Origin of the sequence: Streptomyces sp. NPDC087901 (assembly GCF_044742205.1) — a bacterium.
Classification (GTDB): Bacteria; Actinomycetota; Actinomycetes; order Streptomycetales; family Streptomycetaceae; genus Streptomyces.
In genome coordinates, this window is record NZ_JBIUUC010000029.1 from 9,301 (window position 1) to 28,431 (window position 19,131).

A 19,131-nucleotide genomic window follows, 5' to 3' on the forward strand; every position below is an offset into this window, starting at 1 on the left:
GAACCGGTGCCGTGACCGGCGATGGTGTGCGCGACGGGGCAGAGCGTGTCGGTGGTGGGCGCGGTGTCGGGGCGGGGCGCCGACGGATCCGACGGTTCTGTCGGGACGAGCTCCGACGGGTGCGACGGGTGCGACGGCCCTGTCGGGCGGGGCTCCGGTCGGTCCGACGGGCCTGTGGATGGGGGCACTAGAGGAGTCCGATCTCCTGGTCGAGCACGTCGAACAGCTCGTCGTCGGTGACCGAGTCGAGTGCGTCGTCCTCGTCCCCGGCGCGGGCGGCACCGTCGCCGTGGGTGTCGTGCCAGCGGCGCAGCAGCGCCTCCAGGCGGGAGGTGATGCGCGGGTGGTCCCCGGCATCGGGCCGTGCGGCGGTGAGGCTCGCGTCGAGCTGGTCGAGCATCTCCAACAGTGCTCCGGAGGCGTCCTGTTCGTCGGATCCGTCGCCGATCAGTCCGGTGAGGTGGGCCGCGACGGCGCGGGAGTCCGGGTGGTCGAAGACGAGGCTGGCGGGAAGGCTCAGACCGGTGGCGCTGCCGAGCCGGCGGCGCAGTTCGACGGCGGCCAGTGAATCGAAGCCGAGGTCCTGGAACGCCCGGTCGGCGCCGACCGCTTCGGGCGTGGGGTGGCCGAGCAGCGTGGCCACGTGCGAGCGGACCAGCTCCAGCAGGATGCGGCCCCGTTCGTCCTCGCCCCGCCCGGCGAGGCGTCGGCGCAGGTCTGCCGCGGCGGAGAGGCCGGTGCCCGGCAGGGTTCCGGCGCGGCCGGGGGTGCGGACCAGGGTGTCGAGCACGGGTGGCAGATGGCCGGCCCGGGAGCGCAGGACGCCCTGGTCGGGGTGGAGGGCGAGCAGGGAGGCAGTTCGGGTGCGCAGCGCCTCGTCGAGGAGAGCCGTGGTGCGCTCGGTGGTCAGCGGCAGGAGCCCGGTGCCGGCCGCGTGTGAGCCGGGCTCGTCCGCGGGGTCGGTGGTGGCGTGCCCCGGGACGAGTGCGACGGCCGTGGCGGGGAGGCCGAGGGTGTGCCGGTGCCGGGCGAGGGCGTCCAGGAAGGTGTGCGCGGCGGCGTGGTGGGCCGCTCCGGCTCCGTGGACGAGGCCGTGGGTCGAGGTGAGCAGGACGAAGGCCGGCAGGTCGAGGCCGGTGGTGAGTTCGTGCAGGTTCCAGGCGACGTCGGCATGGTGGCGCAGGGCTTCGCCCAGGAGGTGCGGGGTGCCTTCGCCGATCGGGGTGTTCTCCCCTGCGGGTCCCGTGTGGACGACGGCGGTGAGCGGCCGGCCTTCGGGGATCCCGGCCAGCAGTGCGGCGAGCGCGGCGCGGTCGGCGGGGTCGCAGTCGCTGACGACCAGTTCGGCATCGGTGCCGTCGGTGAGCGCGTCCGTCGCTCCGGGTGCGGCGCCTCCGCCGGCGACGAGGACGCGGCCGGCGCCGTGTGCGGTGACGAGGTGGCGGGCCAGCGCGGCGCCCGTTGCGGAAAGTCCGCCGGTGACGAGCACCGTGCCCCCGGGCCGGAGAGCCGTCGCGTCGGCGCCCGGCTCCGCCGGGACCAGCCTCGGGACGAGTACGGTGCCGCCCCGGACGGCGAGTTCGTCGGCGCCGGTGGCGAGCGCGTCCGGCAGCACGGTCGCCGAGGTGTCCAGCCCGTCCACGTCGGCGAGGACGAACCGGCCGGGGTGCTCGCTCTGCGCGGCCCGGACGAGGCCCCATACGGCCGAGTGCCGGACGTCCGGCGCCTCGTCCCCCGCCGCGACTGCGTGCCGGGTGACGACGACCAGCCTGGTCGGTCCGCCGTCCGGCGCGTGGCGGAGGAACTCCCGCAGGTGCGCCAGGACTTCGGCGGTGTGAGTACGTACGGCTTCCGGTGCGTCGCCGGCCGGGGCGGGCAGGGGCAGCAGGACGAAGTCCGGGGCGTCCCCGTCCTGGGGGTCGCGCGGGTCGAAGGCCGGGAAGGGGAGGCCGGTGCGCGGGTCGTCGAGGGGTCCGGCGGCGGCGAGCACGGCGGTCCTGGATCCGAGGTCGGCGATGTCGACGGGCGCGGGTGCCCACTCCAGCCGGTACAGCGCCCCCAGGGGACCGCCGTTGGTCAGGTCGGCGGGGGTGACGGGCTTCCACGCGACGTCCTCGGCGGTCAGTACGGGCCGCCCCTGAACGTCCGCGATGTCGAACGACGCGCGGCCCCGGCCGGTCGGCCGGACCCGTATCCGCAGTTCGGTGGCGCCGGTGCGGTGCACCTGTACGCCGGTCCAGGCCGCGGGGCTCAGTGGCGCGTCGCCGTCGGGCTCCGCACCGGCGGGCAGGGCTCCGAAGCGGGCCAGCTGGACAGCGCCATCGAGCAGGGCGGGGTGCAGCGCGCACTGCTCGCCGGCCGTGCTCTCGTCGAGTACGGCGTCGGCGAAGAGTTCGTCCCCGCGCCGCCAGGCGGCGCCGAGGGTACGGAAGGCCGGGCCGTGCCCGTGGCCGACGGCGAACAGCCGGTCGTACAGGCTGTCCGGGTCCACCGGGGTGGCGCCGGGCGGCGGCCAGGCTGCCGTTTCCCCGGTCGGCTCGGCGGTGGGCGGGGCGAGGACGCCCCGGGCGTGCCCGATCCAGGCCGCGTCGTCGTCTCCCGCCTGTGCACCGGGTGTCCTGGAGTGGATGTCGACCGTACGACGGCCATCGTCCGCGGGCGCTCCGACGGTGACGCGCAATGCTGCGCCGGGGCCGGCCGTGAGCGGCAGTTGCGCCGTCACGGTCAGCTCGTCCAGGCGGGGGCAGCCCGTCTCCGTTCCGGCACTAAGGGCGAGGTCGGCGAAAGCCGCGGCGGGCAGGACGGGGGTCCCCAGCAGGTCGTGGTCGTCGAGCCAGGGCAGTTCGGACCGGTTCAGCCGGCCGGTCAGCAGGGCGCCCCCGTCGGGGAGCGCCACGACCGCGCCGAGCAGCGGGTGTTCCGTCGTGCCGAGGCCGGCGGCGGTGAGATCGGCCCCGGCCCGCTCGGGCAGCGCCCAGAAGGGCTCGCGACGGAACGCGTACGTCGGCAGGTCGATGCGGCGCGCCCCGCTTCCGGCGAAGAACTCCGCCCAGTCGACCGGGACATGGCGTACGTGGGCGAGCGCGAGGGCTCCCACCAGTTCCGCCGCCTCGTCGCGGTCGCGGCGGGAGAGCGGCAGGAACGCGGCAGTGGTCGTCTCGGGCAGGCAGGCGGGGCCGAGGGCGGCCAGTGCCGCGTCCGGACCGATCTCCAGGTACGTGGTGACACCCGCCTCGTCCAGGGTGCGTACGGCGTCGGCGAACCGGACGGCTTCCCGTACGTGACTGACCCAGTGCGCGGGGTCGGCGAGGTCGGCGGCCGTGACCGCACGCCCGGTCAGGGTGGAGATGAGCGGGACGGACGGCTCGGTCACCGTCATCCCCGCGGCGGCACGCGCGAAGTCGGCCAGCATGGGTTCCATCAGCGGAGAGTGGAAGGCGTGTGACACCCGGAGCGGCTTGGCCGAGCGGCCCAGCGCCACGAAGTGGTCCGTCACGGCCCGTACGGCGGCCGCCGTGCCCGACACGACGACGGACTCGGGGCCGTTGACGGCGGCGACGGCGACCTCACCGGTGAGAAGCGGTGCCACCTCGTCCTCGCTCGCCCGCAGCGCGGCCATGGCCCCGCCCTCCGGCAGCGCCTGCATCAGCAGGCCGCGCGCGGCGACCAGCCGTGCGGCGTCCGGCAGCGACAGGGCTCCGGAGACGTGGGCGGCGACCAGTTCGCCGATGGAGTGACCGGCGAGGAGGTCGGGGCGGACGCCCCATGACTCCATGAGCCGGAACTGGGCCACCTCGAAGGCGAACAGTGCGGCCTGCGTGTACCCGGTGCGGTTCAGCGCGGCTTCGTCCTCGCGGACGACGGCGGCGAGCGGCCGGTCCAGGTGGAGGTCGAGCGCGGCGACGGCCTCGTCGAAGGCCCGCGCGAAGACGGGGTGGGTGCGGTGCAGCCGCTCACCCATGCCGAGACGTTGGGAGCCCTGGCCCGAGAAAAGGAATGCGGTCGGTCCACCGCCGGTGCGTCCGGTGTCCTGCGCCGCCAGGAGCGAGGCGGTGGAGCCGCCCTCCGCGAGGACCGCCAGGTCGCGCAGGGCCTGTGCGCGGTCGGTGACCAGGAGCGCGGCGCGCTGTTCCAGGGGGGTGCGGGTGGTGGCCAGGGAGTGCGCGACATCGAGTGCGGTCGCGTCGGGCCGGGTCTCCAGGTGGGCCAGCAGCCGTCCGGCCTGGCGGGCGATGCCCTCGGGGTCGCGGGCCGACAGGAGCCACGGCACGGGGGTGGCGTGCTCAGCGGCGGCAGCGTCGGGGGCGGGGATGGGCTCGGGTGTGGCGTCGGGGGCGGCCTCTGCCCCGGTTTCCGCTGCGGCACGGCGATCGGCCGTCGGCGCCTCGATGATCACGTGGGCGTTGGTGCCGCTGATACCGAACGACGAGATTCCCGCCCGGCGCGGACGGTCCAGTTCGGGCCAGGGGCGCGGCTCCGTCAGCAGGGTGACGTCACCCGTCTCCCAGTCGACCTGGGACGAGGGCTCGTCCAGGTGGAGGGAGGTCGGCAGGACACCGTGCCGCATCGCTTCGACCATCTTGATCACCCCGGCGATGCCGGCGGCGGCCTGGGCGTGCCCGATGTTCGACTTGATCGAGCCGAGGTACAGCGGCCTGCCCTCGACGCGGTCCTGGCCGTAGGTGGCGAGCAGTGCCTGTGCCTCGATGGGGTCGCCCAGGGTGGTCCCGGTGCCGTGCGCTTCGACGGCGTCCACGTCGGCGGCGCCGAGCCCCGCGTTGGCGAGTGCCTGTCGGATGACGCGCTGCTGGGACGGGCCGTTGGGGGCCATGAGCCCGTTACTGGCACCGTCCTGGTTGACGGCGCTGCCGCGCAGGACGGCCAGGACCGGATGTCCGTTGCGGCGGGCGTCGGAGAGCCGCTCGATCACGAGCACGCCCGCGCCCTCGGACCAGGCGGCGCCGTCGGCGGCCGAGGAGAACGAGCGGCACCGGCCGTCGCGGGACAGCCCGCGCTGCCGGGCGAACTCGATGAACGTCTCGGGGGTCGACATGACGGTCACACCGCCGACCAGGGCCAGCCCGCACTCGCCCGACCGCACGGCCTGGGCGGCCAGGTGCAGCGCGACCAGGGACGACGAGCACGCGGTGTCGACGGCCAACGAGGGCCCTTCGAGACCGAAGGTGTACGAGACGCGGCCGGGGCCCAGCGATCCGGCGGCGCTGTTGCCCGCGTAGTCGTGGTACATCGTGCCGGTGAAGACACCGGTCGCGGTGCCCTTGAGCGACAGCGGGTCGATCGTCGCCCGCTCCATCGCCTCCCACGCGACCTCCAGCATCAGCCGGTGCTGCGGGTCACTGGTCAGCGCGTCGTTCGGGCTGATCCCGAAGAAGCCGGGGTCGAAGTCGGCGGCGTCGTGCAGGAATCCACCGTGGCGCACGTAGCAGGTGCCGGGCCGGGCGGACTCGGGGTCGTAGAGCCGTTCCAGGTCCCAGCCCCGGTTGCTGGGGAACTCGGTGATGGCGTCGACACCGTCGTCGACGAGCCGCCACAGGTCTTCGGGTGAGCGCACCCCGCCGGGATAGCGGCAGGCCATGGAGACGATGACCACGGGGTCGTCGTCGGCGGACGGCGCGGCGACCGCGGCGGCGGCGGTGGTGCGGTCGCCCGCGAGCAGGGTGTCCAGATGCCCTGCGACGGCGCGGGCGTTGGGGTGGTCGAAGACCAGAGTGGCGGGCAGCCTCAGCCCGGTCGCGGAGGCGAGCTGGTTACGCAGCTCCATCGCGGTCAGGGAGTCGAACCCGATCTCGGTGAAGGCCCGGCCGGGCTCCACGTCGGCCGCCGATCCGTGACCGAGTACGGAGGCCACCTGCGCCCGTACGAGGTCGAGCAGAGCGCGCAGCCGCTCCTTGGGCGCCAGGGCGGCCAGGCCGGACCGGGGCTGCCGGGCGGGTACGGCGGAGGTGGCCCGCGCCTTGCGGTGTACCAGGCCGGACAGGATGGGCGAAGGCGGCTCCGCCGCGCGCAGGGTCCTGAGGTCGAGGCGGACCGGGAGGAGCAGTGCTTCGTCCGACTGCCCGGCCTCGTCCAGCAGTGCCAGTGCGTGGGCCGGCACGAGGGGTTCCACGCCGGAGCGGCTCATGCGTCGCAGATCGGTGCCGTCCAGCCCGCTCGCCATGCCGTCGCCGTCGGCCCACAGCCCCCACGCGAGCGACTGCCCCGGCAGGCCGAGCCCCTGGCGCAGGACGGCGAGGGCATCAAGGAAGGCGTTACCGGCGGCGTAGTTGGCCTGCCCCGGATTGCCGAGGACACCGGCGACGGACGAGAAGAGAACGAACGCGGAGAGGTCCAGACGTTCCGTCAGTTCGTGGAGGTGCCACGCCGCGTCGATCTTCGGCCGCAGTACGCGGGCCAGCCGGCCGGCGGTGAGCGAGCCGAGGGTCGCGTCTTCCAGCACCCCCGCGCAGTGGACGACCGCTGTCGGCGGGTGCGAGGTCAGCAGGGTGCGGACTGCCTCCCGGTCGGCGAGGTCGCACGCGGCGACGGTGACCTCGGCGCCCAGACCCGCCAGTTCGGCACCCAGTTCGGCGGCTCCCGGTGCGTCGAGTCCGCGGCGGCCGGTGAGCACCAGGCGTCGGACGCCGTGCACGGTGACGAGGTGACGGGCCACGAGGGCGCCGAGCGTGCCCGTACCGCCGGTGACCAGCACGGTCGCGTCGTCGCCGCCGAACGGGGCACGGTCCGTCGTCTCCTGTACCGTCGGGACGCGCACCAGCCGGGGCACCCACACGCCGCTTTCCCGGAACGCCGACTCGGGCTCGCCGGAGGCGACCACCGCGGCCACGTCCAGCGTGACGATGCTGTCGGTGTCGGTGTCGGTGAGCAGGATCCGCCCGGGATTCTCGGTCTGCGCAGACCGCACCAGACCGGCGACGGCCGCAGCCGCCGGATGCGTGAGCGTCTCGCCCGGAAGGGCGACCGCTCCCCGGGTGACCACGAGCAGCCTGCTGGATGCGAACCGCTCGTCCGTCAGCCACTCCTGTACGACACCGAGGGCGAGGGCGGTCAGATCATGGGCCCCGGGCACCATGTCGCCGACGGGCGGCGGGCAGTCCCAGACGAGCACGGCGGCCTCGGGCACGGAGCCGCTGTTCCGGTCGTCCCAGGGCACGGCCACGACGTCGGGAGCAGCCGCCGGCGTGAGCGGCGTCCATCGCAGGGAGTACAGGGAACCGCGTTGTGCCGTTCCTGTCGTGGCCGCGACGGACACCGGCCGGGTGACGAGGGCGCCCACGGAGAACACGGGGCGTCCTTCGGTGTCCGCGCCGTCCACGGTGATGCTGTCGGCACCCGATGGTGCGATCCTCACCCGGAGCCGGGCCGCGCCCGTGGCGTGGAGGCGAACGCCCTTCCACGCGAAGGGAAGCTGCGCCGTTCCCTCGTCGCCGGGCATGGCGTCAGCCCCGTCGAGGAGTGAGGCGTGGAGCGCGGCGTCGAGCAGGGCGGGGTGCAGGCCGTAGTGCTCGGCGTCCTGGGCCGCCGCCTCGGGGAGGGCCACCTCCGCGAAGATCTCGCCGTCGCGCCGCCAGACCGCTTCCAACCCCTGGAACACCGGTCCGTAGTCGTACCCCTGCACGGCCAACCGGGCGTATACATCGTCAAGTTCCACCGGAGAGGCGCCCTCAGGGGGCCAGACGGCGGCGTCGAAGCCGGATGCCGGCGCGTCCGGGAGCAGCACACCGTCGGCGTGCAGGGTCCACGGTGTGTCGCCCGCTTCTTCGTCCTCGTCCCGCGCGTGCACGGTGACGCTCCTGGCGCCGGTACCGTCGTCGGCCCCCACCAGGACCCGGACCTGGACGCCACCGCGGGGCGGCAGCACCAGGGGTGCCTGGAGGGTCAGCTCGTCGAGCACATCGCATCCGACCTGCGCGCCGGCGCAGAGCGCCAGCTCCACCAGGCCCGTACCGGGGAACAGGACGGACGTGCCCATCCGGTGGTCGGCAAGCCACGGCTGACTGTCGAGGGACAGCCGGCCCGTCAGCACGGGCCCGTCCGTTCCGGGAAGAGTGACGGCGGCACCGAGCAACGGGTGGCCGGGCCGGTCCAGCCCCAACGAACCCGCGTCGAGCCCGCCGAGTTCCGCTTCCATCCAGTACCGCTCGCGCTGGAAGGCGTAGGTCGGCAGATCGACGCGGCGGGCACCCGAGCCCTCGTAGAACCGGGCCCAGTCCACCGGAACACCCGCCACATGCAGCTGACCCAGCGCAGCAACGGCCGAGGCCACCTCGGGGCGGCCCTTACGAACCAGCGGGACGAAGACCACCGCCGACTCCGCATCCACCGACTGCTGCGCCATCCCGCTCAGCACACCATCAGGACCGACCTCGACGAACGACGTCACACCCCGCGACACCACGAACGACACCGCATCCGCGAACCGCACCGCCTCGCGGACATGCCGCACCCAGTACTCCGGCGAACCCCAGCCCTCCGACAGATCCCCGGACACACCCGACACCACCGGAATCGACGGCACACCGAACGACAGCCCGGCCACCACCGCCCCGAACTCCGCCAACATCGGCTCCATCAACGGCGAATGGAACGCATGCGACACCCGCAACACACTCGTCCTGCGCCCCTGACCGGCAAACTTCTCCACCAGATCAGCAACCGCCACCTCAGCACCCGAAACGACCACGGAACGCGGACCGTTGACCGCCGCGATCCCCACCTCACCGTTCAACAACGGAAGCACCTCAGCCTCCGCCGCCTCCACCGCCACCATCGACCCACCGGAAGGAAGCGCCTGCATCAACCGACCACGCGCCACCACCAATTCCGCCGCATCCGCCAGCGACAGAGCGCCCGAGACGTGCGCGGCCGCGATCTCACCGACGGAATGACCGACCAGGAAGTCCGGACGCACGCCCCATGACTCCACCAGCCGGAACAACGCCGTCTCCACCGCGAACAACCCCGCCTGAGCGAACATCGTCCCGTTCAGCAGACCGACATCCTCACCCCACACCACCTCACGCAGACTCACACCCAGCCGAGCATCCAACTCAGCCACCACCGCATCGAACGCCTCCGCGAACACCGGAAACGCCCCATACAAATCCCGCCCCATACCAAGCCGTTGTGCGCCCTGGCCCGTGAACAGGAAAGCAACCTTGCCCGCCGGCCGCACCGACCCCCGCACCACCGACGAGGACGGCTCACCCGTGACCAGTGCGGTCAGACCCCGCACCAGCTCCTCACGATCCGACGCCGCCACCACCGCACGCTGCTCCAGCACCGCACGCGACACCACCGACGAAAAACCCACATCCAACAGAGAAGAGGAGGCCTCCAGCTGCTTCAGCAGCTTCCCGGCCTGCGCCGACAGACCCGCCTCACTCCGCGCCGACAGCACGACCGGAACCACCGGCAGTTCAGCGGTAGCAACCGCCTCCGGCTCCTCGACCACCGGAGCCTGCTCCACAATCACGTGCGCGTTCGTCCCACTCAGACCGAACGACGACACACCCACCCGACGCGGACGATCCCGCTCCGGCCACACACGCGACTCCGTCAACAACTCCACCGCACCCGCAGCCCAGTCCACCTGCGGCGTCGGCACATCCACATGCAACGTCTTCGGCAACACACCATGCCGAATCGCCTGCACCGCCTTAATGACACCACCAACACCGGCGGCGGCCTGGGTGTGGCCCAGGTTCGACTTCAGCGAGCCCAGCCACAGCGGGTCGCCCTCCGGACGCCCCTGCCCGTACGTCGCCAGCAACGCCTGAGCCTCGATCGGGTCGCCCAACCGGGTCCCGGTCCCGTGGGCCTCCACCAGATCCACGTCCGTGGCGGTCAGTCCCGCGCCCTCCAGTGCCGCGCGGATCACCCGCTGCTGCGACGGACCGTTCGGCGCCGTCATGCTGCTGGAGGCGCCGTCCTGGTTGATCGCGCTACCCCGGACGACGGCAAGCACCGGGTGCCCGTTCCGCTGGGCGTCCGAAAGGCGCTCCAGCATGAGGACGCCGACGCCCTCCGAGCAGCCGGTTCCGTCGGCATCGGCGGCGAAGGACTTGCAGCGGCCGTCCTTCGCCATACCGCGCTGGTGGCTGAAGTAGAGGAACATGTCCGGCGTCGGCATCACCGTGACGCCACCGACCAGCACCATCGAGCATTCGTCGGACCGCAGCGCCTGGGCGCCCAGGTGCAGGGCGACCAGCGACGACGAGCACGCCGTGTCCACCGTGACCGACGGTCCTTCGAGACCAAGGGTGTAGGAGACGCGGCCCGATACGAGGCTGCCACCGGTCGTGGCGGCGGCCTCGGTTCCCAGGGCGTAGTCGTGGTACATGACGCCGGCGAAGACACCGGTCCTGCTGCCCTTCAGAGAGAGAGGATCGATCCCCGCACTCTCCACAGCCTCCCAGGACGCCTCCAGCAACAACCGCTGCTGCGGATCCATCCCCAACGCCTCACGCGGCGAAATCCCGAACACCCCGGCATCGAAATCAGCCGCGTCATACAGGAAACCACCCTCACGCGTCACCGTACGATTCGGCTTCCCCGGCTCCGGATCGTAAAGCCCCTCCACATCCCACCCACGATCCACCGGAAACCCCGACACACCGTCCCGGCCCTCCGCCACCAGATCCCACAACTCATCCGGAGAACCCACACCACCCGGATAACGACACGCCATCCCCACGATCGCCATCGGCTCGCCGCTGGACTTGCGTTCGGCGGCAGCGAGCCTTTTACGCATGTCGCGCAAGTCGGCTGTCGCCCGGCGCAGATACTCGAGAAGTTTTTCCTCGTTACTCACCGAGCATGCCCTCCTGTGTCATGACGTTCAGCGGACCGCGGACCCGAGCGAATGGCGGAATCAAGAATGAAGAGTGGGGCCACTCGGAAAATTACGGTGCCGATGGACCTGTTGCCCACCCCTTAGTCGTGCCCGGGGTCCCCACAATCGGGCCCCTGCCCGACCCCGGTCACCCCAGAGCCAGGGTGGGGTCAGGGGACGGTCCCGGCGGGCGGCGAACGGCTGACCGGGGCGCCGCCCGGCCGGTCTCACCTGCGAGGGAGGGCGCGGCCGCGAGCGGATTGCGCCAGGCGCGCAGCCGAGGGCGGCTTCGTTGCGGCGCCTTCATAGGGGCGGATAGGGGTACTGGTCCGGGCCCGCCGGGACTACCGTCGGGGCCCGGTACCCCATTCCTGCCGGGCATGTGGGCGGCCGGCTGTTTCCCGTCTCCGTTCCGGCCCGTCCATTCTTTTCCGCACTGCCACCCATCGGGCGGTCTCCTCGGTACTTCCGTCGCTGCCCGCAGGCAGTTCTGTGCCGGGGGCCGGTGCGGTCCGGCGATCCCGGAACGACCATCCACCCCTTCGCGCCTGAACCGGAGTCATCATGTGGGATGAGCAGTTCGATATTCTCCTTCGGAAGCAGATGTCCTTCCTTCCCCCGGACGAGCCGATCACCGGGGACATGGAAATGCGTGATTTCGGTCTCGACTCGCTGGGCATGATCGAGCTGCTCGCGGGCCTCGAATCCGCGTACGACGTGCACTTCCGCGACGAGGCGCTCTCCCTGGAGATATTCAAGACCCCGGACGTTCTCTGGGACTCGCTGCAACGTCTGCGCTGAGGGCCGCGATCATGCATAGCGCCCCGGCCTTGCGACTACAGGTGGGCGACCGGGCCCGGCTGGAGGCACTGACCCGTATGTCGAGCGCACCTGCCGGGCTCGTACGGCGGGCGCGGATCGTGCTGCTCGCGGCGGGGGGCGCCTCGAACACGGAGGTCGCCGCTCTGCTGCGTGTGTCCCGTCCAACCGTCCTCAAGTGGCGTGCGCGGTACGAGGATTCGGGCATCGCGGCATTGGGCGATCTGCCCCGGCCGGGCCGCCCCGCGACGGTGGACGAGGTGGCGGTGCTCGTCGCCACGCTCAGCGACCGCGGCACGCCTCCCGCCCGGCTGCGGGCGCCGTACTGGTCGTCACGGCTGCTCGCCGGCGAGTTGGGGATCGCCCACTCCACGGTTGCGCGTGTGTGGCGCAAGTGGGGGGTGCATCCGGAACGCCCCGAGACCTTCCAGCTGCCCGCCGTGCCACCTCTGCCGCCCGGCGCCCATCGCGGTGTCGTCGGTGTCTGCCGCGCGGCGCCGTGGAACGCCGTGGTCCTGCGGGCGGACGACCGGACGGGGCACCGGCCCGAGGAACGGCTCCGCCCCCTGCTGCTCGACCGGACCGGCCCTGGGGCCGACAGGGCCTCCGCGCCGGCCACCTTCCTGAACCTCCTGGACGCGGTCGCCCAGGCCCATCCCTACCCGAGGCTGCACGTGCTTCTGGACGGGAAAGGAGCGGTGCGGTCCAGGGACGTACGCGAGTGGCTCGCGAGGAATCCCCGGGTCTCCCTGCACCACGCACCGGCCACCCGCTCCTGGGCCGACCTCACCGAGTTCCTCCTGCGGGTCGCGGGCCCGATGCCGCGCCCCAGTGCGACCGAGTCCGCCCCGGCATCCGGCCGGCCGCCGCACGCCCCCGCCGACGCCCCGTCGGCGCGCCCCCTCGCCGAGATCCGTCGCGGAACCCCGTACGAACCGCTCGGCGGTCCGGTGTCCGGCGGGGGCCTCGCGGGCATCGAGCACCGTTCCACCTCATCCATCCACCGCCATCCGGGGAACACTCATGGACCAGACGTCGGCCCACGCCCTCTATGACCGTTTCCTGCGCGGGCTCGCGCGGTCCCCGCAGGGGGTAGCCATCCGTGTCGGCGACGCCTCGCTGACGTACCAGGAGCTGTATGACCGGGCGCTGACCTGGGCGGGCTCGCTGCTGGCCGCGCTCCCGGAGCGTCCGGCCGCGGTGGGCGTGCTCGCGGGCAAGGGCCTCGACGCCTACACGGGCATCCTGGCCTGCCTGTTCACCGGGGTGCCGATGGTTCCCCTGCAGTCATCCTTCCCGGTGCTCCGCACCCTCCGGATGCTCGAAGCGGCCGGGGTGGAGGCGCTGGTCGTGGACGCCGAGGCGGTCACGGCGCTGGAGAAGCTGCGTGCGGAGGGCGTCACGGTTCCCGCCCTGCTGGACGGGACCGCGGACGGCGCCGACGGGGTGATCGCCCCCGATCCAACGGCACGCCTGGCGCGGCCCCAGCAGGTCGCACCCGACGACATCGCCTATGTGCTCTTCACCTCCGGTTCCACGGGCCGGCCCAAGGGCGTGCCGGTCACGCACGCCAACGGCGCCCACTACTTCGGTCTGCTCGACGCGCGGTACGACTTCGGTCCGCACGATGTGTTCTCCCAGAACTTCGATCTGAACTTCGACTGCGCGATGTTCGACCTGTTCTGCGCGTGGGGTGCCGGCGCCACGCTGGTGGCCGTTCCGGCGGGCGCGTACCGGGACCTCCCCGCCTTCGTCGCCGAACAGGGCATCACGGTCTGGTTCTCCACCCCCAGCGTGATCAGCCTGATCCGTCGCACCGACCAGCTCGCGGACGGCGCCCTGCCCTCGCTGCGCTGGAGCTTCTTCGCGGGCGAGGCGGTGACCTGTCAGGACGTGACGGACTGGCAGCGCGCGGCGACGGGTTCGGCCATCGAGAACCTGTACGGCCCCACCGAACTGACGATCACCATCACCCGGCACCGCTGGTCGCGTGAGACGTCGCCCGGGATCTCGGTCGCGGGTGTGGTCCCGATCGGTCCGGTACACGCGGGACACGAGTGGATGCTGCTCGGCACGGATGGTGAACCGGACGCACGGGAAGGCGAGTTGTGTGTCGCCGGTCCGCAGCTCACGGCCGGGTATCTGGACCCGGCCGATGACGCGGGCCGGTTCCTCGACCGGGACGGAGTCCGCTACTACCGGACGGGCGACCGGATCCGGCTGGGCGAGGACGGGCAGTTGCTCTACCTCGGCCGGCTGGACCAGCAGGTTCAGGTCCGCGGTGTACGGATCGAACTGGCCGAGATCGACGAGGCGTTGCGCAGGTGCCCGGGGGTGGAGGACGCCGTCGCGGTACCGGTGCCCTCCGAGCAGGGGATCACGCTGGCCGCGTTCCACACCGGGGAGCCCGTGCCGCCCGTCGCCCTGGCACGCGAGCTGAGCCGCACACTCCCGCGAGCCGTACTCCCCCAGCACTTCTTCCACATCGCGGAATTCCCGCTCAACACCAATCGGAAGATCGACCGCCGGGCACTGCTGCACCGCGCACAGGAACTGCTCGACCGAACGCGCTGAAGCCTTGGCACGACAGGCTCCGGGGCCCTGCCCGGCCCTGCATGAGTACGCGACACGCCAACGCGTACCTGATACGCTCAGCGTGTTACGTACTCAGGGTCATGACGGTAGGAAGGCATGGACGTTTGCCATGACAGAAATCAAGCCCCGGGCGGGGCTCAAGGAATGGCTCGGCCTCGTGGTGATCGTCCTGGTCACCCTGCTGATCGCCATTGACATCTCGGTACTCGGCTTCGCGATCACGCCCATCAGCGAGTCGCTGAAGCCGAGCGCCACCCAGCTGCTGTGGATCATGGACATCTACAGCTTCGTGCTGGCCGGTGCGCTGATCACGATGGGCTGGGTGGGCGACCGCTTCGGGCGGCGGAAGCTCCTGATCATCGGCGCCCTGGTCTTCGGCGTCGCGTCCGCGCTCGCCGCGACGGCGGACACCCCCGAGATGCTCATCGGCTCCCGCGCCCTGCTGGGGCTCGGCGCCGCGACGCTGACGCCGACTTCCCTGGCCCTGATCCGCAACATGTTCCACGACTCCAAGCAGCGCAAGTCGGCCATCGCCGCCTGGAGCGGCACCCTCGCCACCGGGGCGGCCCTGGGCCCGGTCGTGGGCGGTCTGCTGCTGAACAACTTCTGGTGGGGCTCGGTCTTCATGATCAACACCCCGGTGATGGTGCTGGTGCTGATCCTGGCCCCGATCCTGCTGCCGGAGCGGCGCGACCCGTCGCGCGGCAAGCTGGACGTGCTCGGCGCCTTCCTGTCGATCGCGGGCATCATGCCGTTCATCTACGGCCTCAAGGAGCTGGCCGTCGACGGCTGGTCCCGCGAGTCCGCGATCTGGGCCGGCGTCGGCGCCGTCCTGCTCATCGCCTTCGTGCAGCGCCAGCGCATGACGGCCCACCCGCTCATCGACATCTCGCTGTTCCGCTACGGCGGCTTCACCGGGGCGATCCTGACCAACCTGATGGTGATGTTCTCGTTCATGGGCGTCAGCATCCTCACCAACCAGTACCTCCAGATGGTGCTGGGCATGACGCCCTTCCGGGCGGCCCTGTGGTCCATGGCGGTGATGCCGGCGATCGGGATCGCGGTCGGCCTCGTCTCGGCCCTGTCCCGCAAGGTCAAGCCGGTCTATCTGGTCGCCAGCGGCATGCTCGTGATGGCCATCGGTTTCGGCGTGCTCAGCCGCCTCACGGTGGAGTCGAACGTCGCCGTCCTGCTGGTGGGCGTGGGCCTGATGGCGGCCGGCATGACGGCCTCGAAGACACTCACGGCGGAGATCGTCGTCACCTCCGCGCCGAAGGAGCACGCCGGATCGTCCACAGCCACCTCGGAGACGTTCACCGAGTTCGGCAGCGCGTTCGGCTTCGCGGTGATCGGCAGTATCGGCTCCGCGATCTACCGGCACGACATGAACGCGGTGAACCCGGCCGGTCTCGGCGGCGAGGCGCTGGACGCGGTACGCAACACCATCGGCGGTGCCGCCACCGTCGCCGCCCAGCAGCCGGCCGCCATCGGTGCCGAGCTGCTCGCCACCAGCCGCGAGGCTTTCACCCACGGCCTCCAGGTGGCAGCGCTCTCCGGTGCCGCCGCCATGGTCGTGGTGGCCGCGATCGTCGCCGTACTGCTGCGCAAGGTACCGATCGAGACGGGCGAGCCGATCGACCCGTACGACATCGACGCACCGGCGACGGTGCCCTCCCCCAAGCGCATGCAGCCCACCGCGGGCTGAGGCGCCGGACGCGAAAGAAGGGGGCTGGTTCCCCACCCGGCCGGGTGGGGAACCAGCCCCCTTCCGCATGCGATCCGCATGCCGTCCGTACTGCTGTACCCCCGTTGGCCCCCGCCGGTCCCAGCCTTGCCGGCCCGCCCCACACGCCCACCGGCCGGGCCCTCGTGGTCCCGGCCGGTGACTCTGTCAGGTGAGCGGCTTCTCGCCGTTGCGGATGCGGACCAGCACGTCGATACCGTCCAGGACCCGCTGGAGCCCGAAGGTGAAGTCGTCCTCGGGCTCGTCGAACGCCCCGGCCTCCAGCAGCTCGGCGAGAGCGGGGAACGACGCGGAGTCTGCGTACTTGGCCAGCGCGCGGCCGTAGTTGGCCATCAGGTCGGCATCGCTGATGTCCTGGGTGACGACACCGAGGGACATCTGCGCGTTGTTGCGCACGTACCCGATCATCAGCATCATCACGGAAAGCTTCTCGTCCGGCCTCAGCGCGGTGCCGCCCAGGGTGCGCAGGCCGCACTCCAGCCAGCTGAGCTGGCCCGGCTCCAGGGGCGGTCCGCTGACCGAGATCTGAAGCATCCAGGGGTGCCGGTGGAAGACCTCCTGGAAGGCGCGGGCCCACTGCTCGAGCCCGTCCCGCCAGTCCCCGTCGGCCGTGTCGATACGGGGCGGGGTGCCGTAGGCCATGTCCAGCATCAGCTGTCGCAGCTCGTCCTTGCTCGACACGTGGCGGTACAGCGACATGGTGCCGAAGTCGAGGCTCTTGGCGACACGGGACATGGACAGCCCGGCAAGACCGTCGGCGTCCGCCGACTCGATCGCGGCCGTCACGATGCGTTCGACACTCAGACCGGTACGCGCGGTGCGCTGTTCCCGGTTCCGCAGTTCCCAGAGCACCGCGATGCTGTTCGGCAGGCCGATGCCTTCCGAGCTCGTTCCTTCACCAGTAGTCATCTCGTGCCTGCCTTCATCGGAAGCCTTCCCATGCGTATCACGCACGCATAGAGCATCGTATACGCCTCGGGTCCGCCGTACGCGGAGCCGGTGTCAGACCGGGGTGGGGAGACGGTACGACACCGCACGCGGTGAGGCACCGGGCGGTTCCCGCCCGCCTCCCGGTGGGGGCGTCAGACGCCCGCCGCCGTGGCGGCCAGCTCCGTCGACGGCCGGCCGAGCAGCAGCCGGCACTGCCGCAGGCCCCGAGCGCTGTTCCAGCCCAGCCCGCCGACGAGGATCCCGTCGCGGTGGTACGCGGCGACGAACTCCCGGTCCTCGGTGGACCCGCTGATGATCTCCGTCCGCGCGTCCGGAGGGCACCAGCCGACGGTCTGGATCTTCTCCCCGAACTGATGGGTCCAGCCGAAGGGCACGGGGGTGTACGGCTGCGCGCCCGCGTCGCCTGCCAGCAGGTTGGCGACGACCGCCATGGCCTGCTGGGCGGCGTTGGTCCGCTGCTCGAGCCTGACCCGGGCCCCGGCCACCATCGGGTGCGGCCAGTTGGCGACGTCGCCCGCCGCCCACACCCCGGGGGCGGCCCGGCAGTAGGTGTCGCACAGGACCCCGTCCCCCAGGGGCAGTCCGGAATCGGCGAGCCAGTCAACGGCGGGCACGGAGCCGATCGCGACGACGACCAGATCGGCGTCGACGACGGTGCCGTCCGACAGCAGGACCCCGCGGACAGCGGTGCCGTCCCGGGCCATTCCCACGACATCCGCGCCGAGAACGAGCCGCACTCCGTGGTCGCGGTGCAGGCCGGCCACGAGCCCGCCGATCTCGGCACCGACCTGGCGCGCGAGCGGCTGGTCGTTCGTGTCGATCAGGGTCACGTCGAGCCCGGCGCCGCGCGCCGTGGCGGCGATCTCCGCACCGAGGAAGCCTGCCCCGATCACCGCCACCTTGGGCCCTGCCAGGAGCGCCTCGCGCAGGCGGACCGCGTCGTCCAGTGAACGCAGGACATGGACGCCCCGCAGACCGTCCCCGTACGGCAGCCTTCGAGGCCGAAGTCCGGTCGCGATGATCGCCGCGTCGTAGGGCAGCCTCTCACCGGTGGAGAGGGTGACGGTGCGTGCGGCCTGGTCCAGGCCGGTGGCCCGGCAGCCGAGGCGCAGATCGGCATCGACGGCCGCCAGCACGTCCTCCTTGCGCAGCCAGGTGCTGGGGGGTGCCCAGCCCTCGCTCAGCAGCTCCTTGGAGAGGGGCGGCCGGTCGTACGGCGGATGGCGCTCATCACCGACGAGCGTCAGCCCGCCCTCGTAACCCTTGGCCCGCAGCGTCTCCACCGCGGTCAGTCCTGCGGCCGCCGCGCCCACGACGACTATCTGGTTCAGCACACTCGCTCCTCGTCTCCGGTCGATGCTCACGTGAACGCCTGGTGCCACTCCCGGCAGGGCCTGCCGGGAGGGCCCTACGCTTCGCCGTCGAGAATGTCGAACAGCTCGTCCGCGGTGGCCCCGCTCAGGTCGTCCGCGGGGGCGTCCTCGCCGAAGAGCGTCCGGCGCAGGTGCGTGGCGAGCTCGGCGGCCGAGGGGTAGTCGAAGATCAGCGTCGGCGCGAGCCGGCAGCCGGTCACCTCGCCCAGGCGGCTCCTGAGTTCCAGAGCCGTCAGCGAGTCGAATCCGATGTCGAGGAATCCGCGCTCGGCCGGGACCGCTTCAGCGCCCGAGTGCCCCAGAACGGCGGCGGCGTGACCGCGCACCAGGTCCAGCAGGGCCCTTTCGCGGTCCTCGGTGCTCAGCCCGGCGAGACGGGCGACGAGCGCGGCGGGATCGGCGCTCTTCGTGCGGCTCCTGACCACGGGGCCGGCCTCGGCGGGGACCATGTCCCGCAGAAGGGAGTGCAGCGCGCCGGGCTTCGCCTTCAGGGTCGCTACGTCGACGGCGAGCGGCACCAGCGCCGGCCGCCCGGAGCGCAGACCGGCGTCGAAGAGCCGGAGCCCGTCGGCCGGGGCGAGAGCGGGCAGGCCGCGGGCCGCCATGAGACGGGCGTCATCGTCGATGGCCTCGGTCAGGCCGGTGGCGACGTCCCACAACCCGTACGCGAGTGAGGTGGCCGGCAGTCCCTCGGAGTGGCGGTGCACCGCCAGCGCGTCCAGGAACACGTTCGCCGCCGCATAGTTCGCCTGACCCGCCGCCAGAACCGAACCACCCGCCGACGAGAACAACACGAA

Annotated in this window: 8 protein-coding genes; 4 read left to right on the top strand and 4 right to left on the bottom strand. The window is 72.0% G+C overall.

Annotation, left to right across the window (positions count from 1 at the left end; translation table 11 throughout):
- Nucleotides 1-187: 187 nt before the first annotated feature.
- Entirely contained in the window at nucleotides 188-10,831 is a 10,644-nt protein-coding gene (locus tag ACIOEW_RS39760; RefSeq protein ID WP_401970323.1) for a beta-ketoacyl synthase N-terminal-like domain-containing protein, read from the bottom strand.
- 624 nt (nucleotides 10,832-11,455) lie between these two features.
- On the opposite strand from ACIOEW_RS39760, the gene ACIOEW_RS39765 reads away from it, so the two are divergent.
- From ACIOEW_RS39765 to ACIOEW_RS39780, 4 genes are all read left to right on the top strand, one after another.
- Entirely contained in the window at nucleotides 11,456-11,653 is a 198-nt protein-coding gene (locus ACIOEW_RS39765; RefSeq protein WP_401970325.1) for an acyl carrier protein, read from the top strand.
- A gap of 11 nt (nucleotides 11,654-11,664) precedes the next feature.
- Nucleotides 11,665-12,726 (top strand): helix-turn-helix domain-containing protein, encoded by a 1,062-nt coding sequence (locus tag ACIOEW_RS39770; protein ID WP_401970327.1) that lies wholly within the window; start codon nucleotides 11,665-11,667, stop codon nucleotides 12,724-12,726.
- Nucleotides 12,695-14,245 (top strand): AMP-binding protein, encoded by a 1,551-nt coding sequence (locus tag ACIOEW_RS39775; RefSeq protein ID WP_401970329.1) that lies wholly within the window; start codon nucleotides 12,695-12,697, stop codon nucleotides 14,243-14,245. Before ACIOEW_RS39770 ends, ACIOEW_RS39775 begins: the two co-directional genes overlap by 32 nt.
- A gap of 130 nt (nucleotides 14,246-14,375) precedes the next feature.
- Nucleotides 14,376-15,971 (top strand): MFS transporter, encoded by a 1,596-nt coding sequence (locus ACIOEW_RS39780; RefSeq protein WP_362557308.1) that lies wholly within the window; start codon nucleotides 14,376-14,378, stop codon nucleotides 15,969-15,971.
- A gap of 186 nt (nucleotides 15,972-16,157) precedes the next feature.
- On the opposite strand, the gene ACIOEW_RS39785 is transcribed toward ACIOEW_RS39780, so the two are convergent.
- From ACIOEW_RS39785 to ACIOEW_RS39795, 3 genes are all read right to left on the bottom strand, one after another.
- Nucleotides 16,158-16,919, bottom strand: a complete 762-nt coding sequence (locus ACIOEW_RS39785) for a TetR/AcrR family transcriptional regulator (protein WP_362557306.1) — start codon at nucleotides 16,917-16,919, stop codon at nucleotides 16,158-16,160.
- A 173-nt stretch (nucleotides 16,920-17,092) separates the two neighbouring features.
- Nucleotides 17,093-18,295 (bottom strand): FAD-dependent oxidoreductase, encoded by a 1,203-nt coding sequence (locus ACIOEW_RS39790; RefSeq protein ID WP_362557304.1) that lies wholly within the window; start codon nucleotides 18,293-18,295, stop codon nucleotides 17,093-17,095.
- 74 nt (nucleotides 18,296-18,369) lie between these two features.
- Nucleotides 18,370-19,131: beta-ketoacyl reductase (locus ACIOEW_RS39795; RefSeq protein ID WP_401970332.1), on the bottom strand; the 762-nt coding region annotated here is incomplete at its 5' end.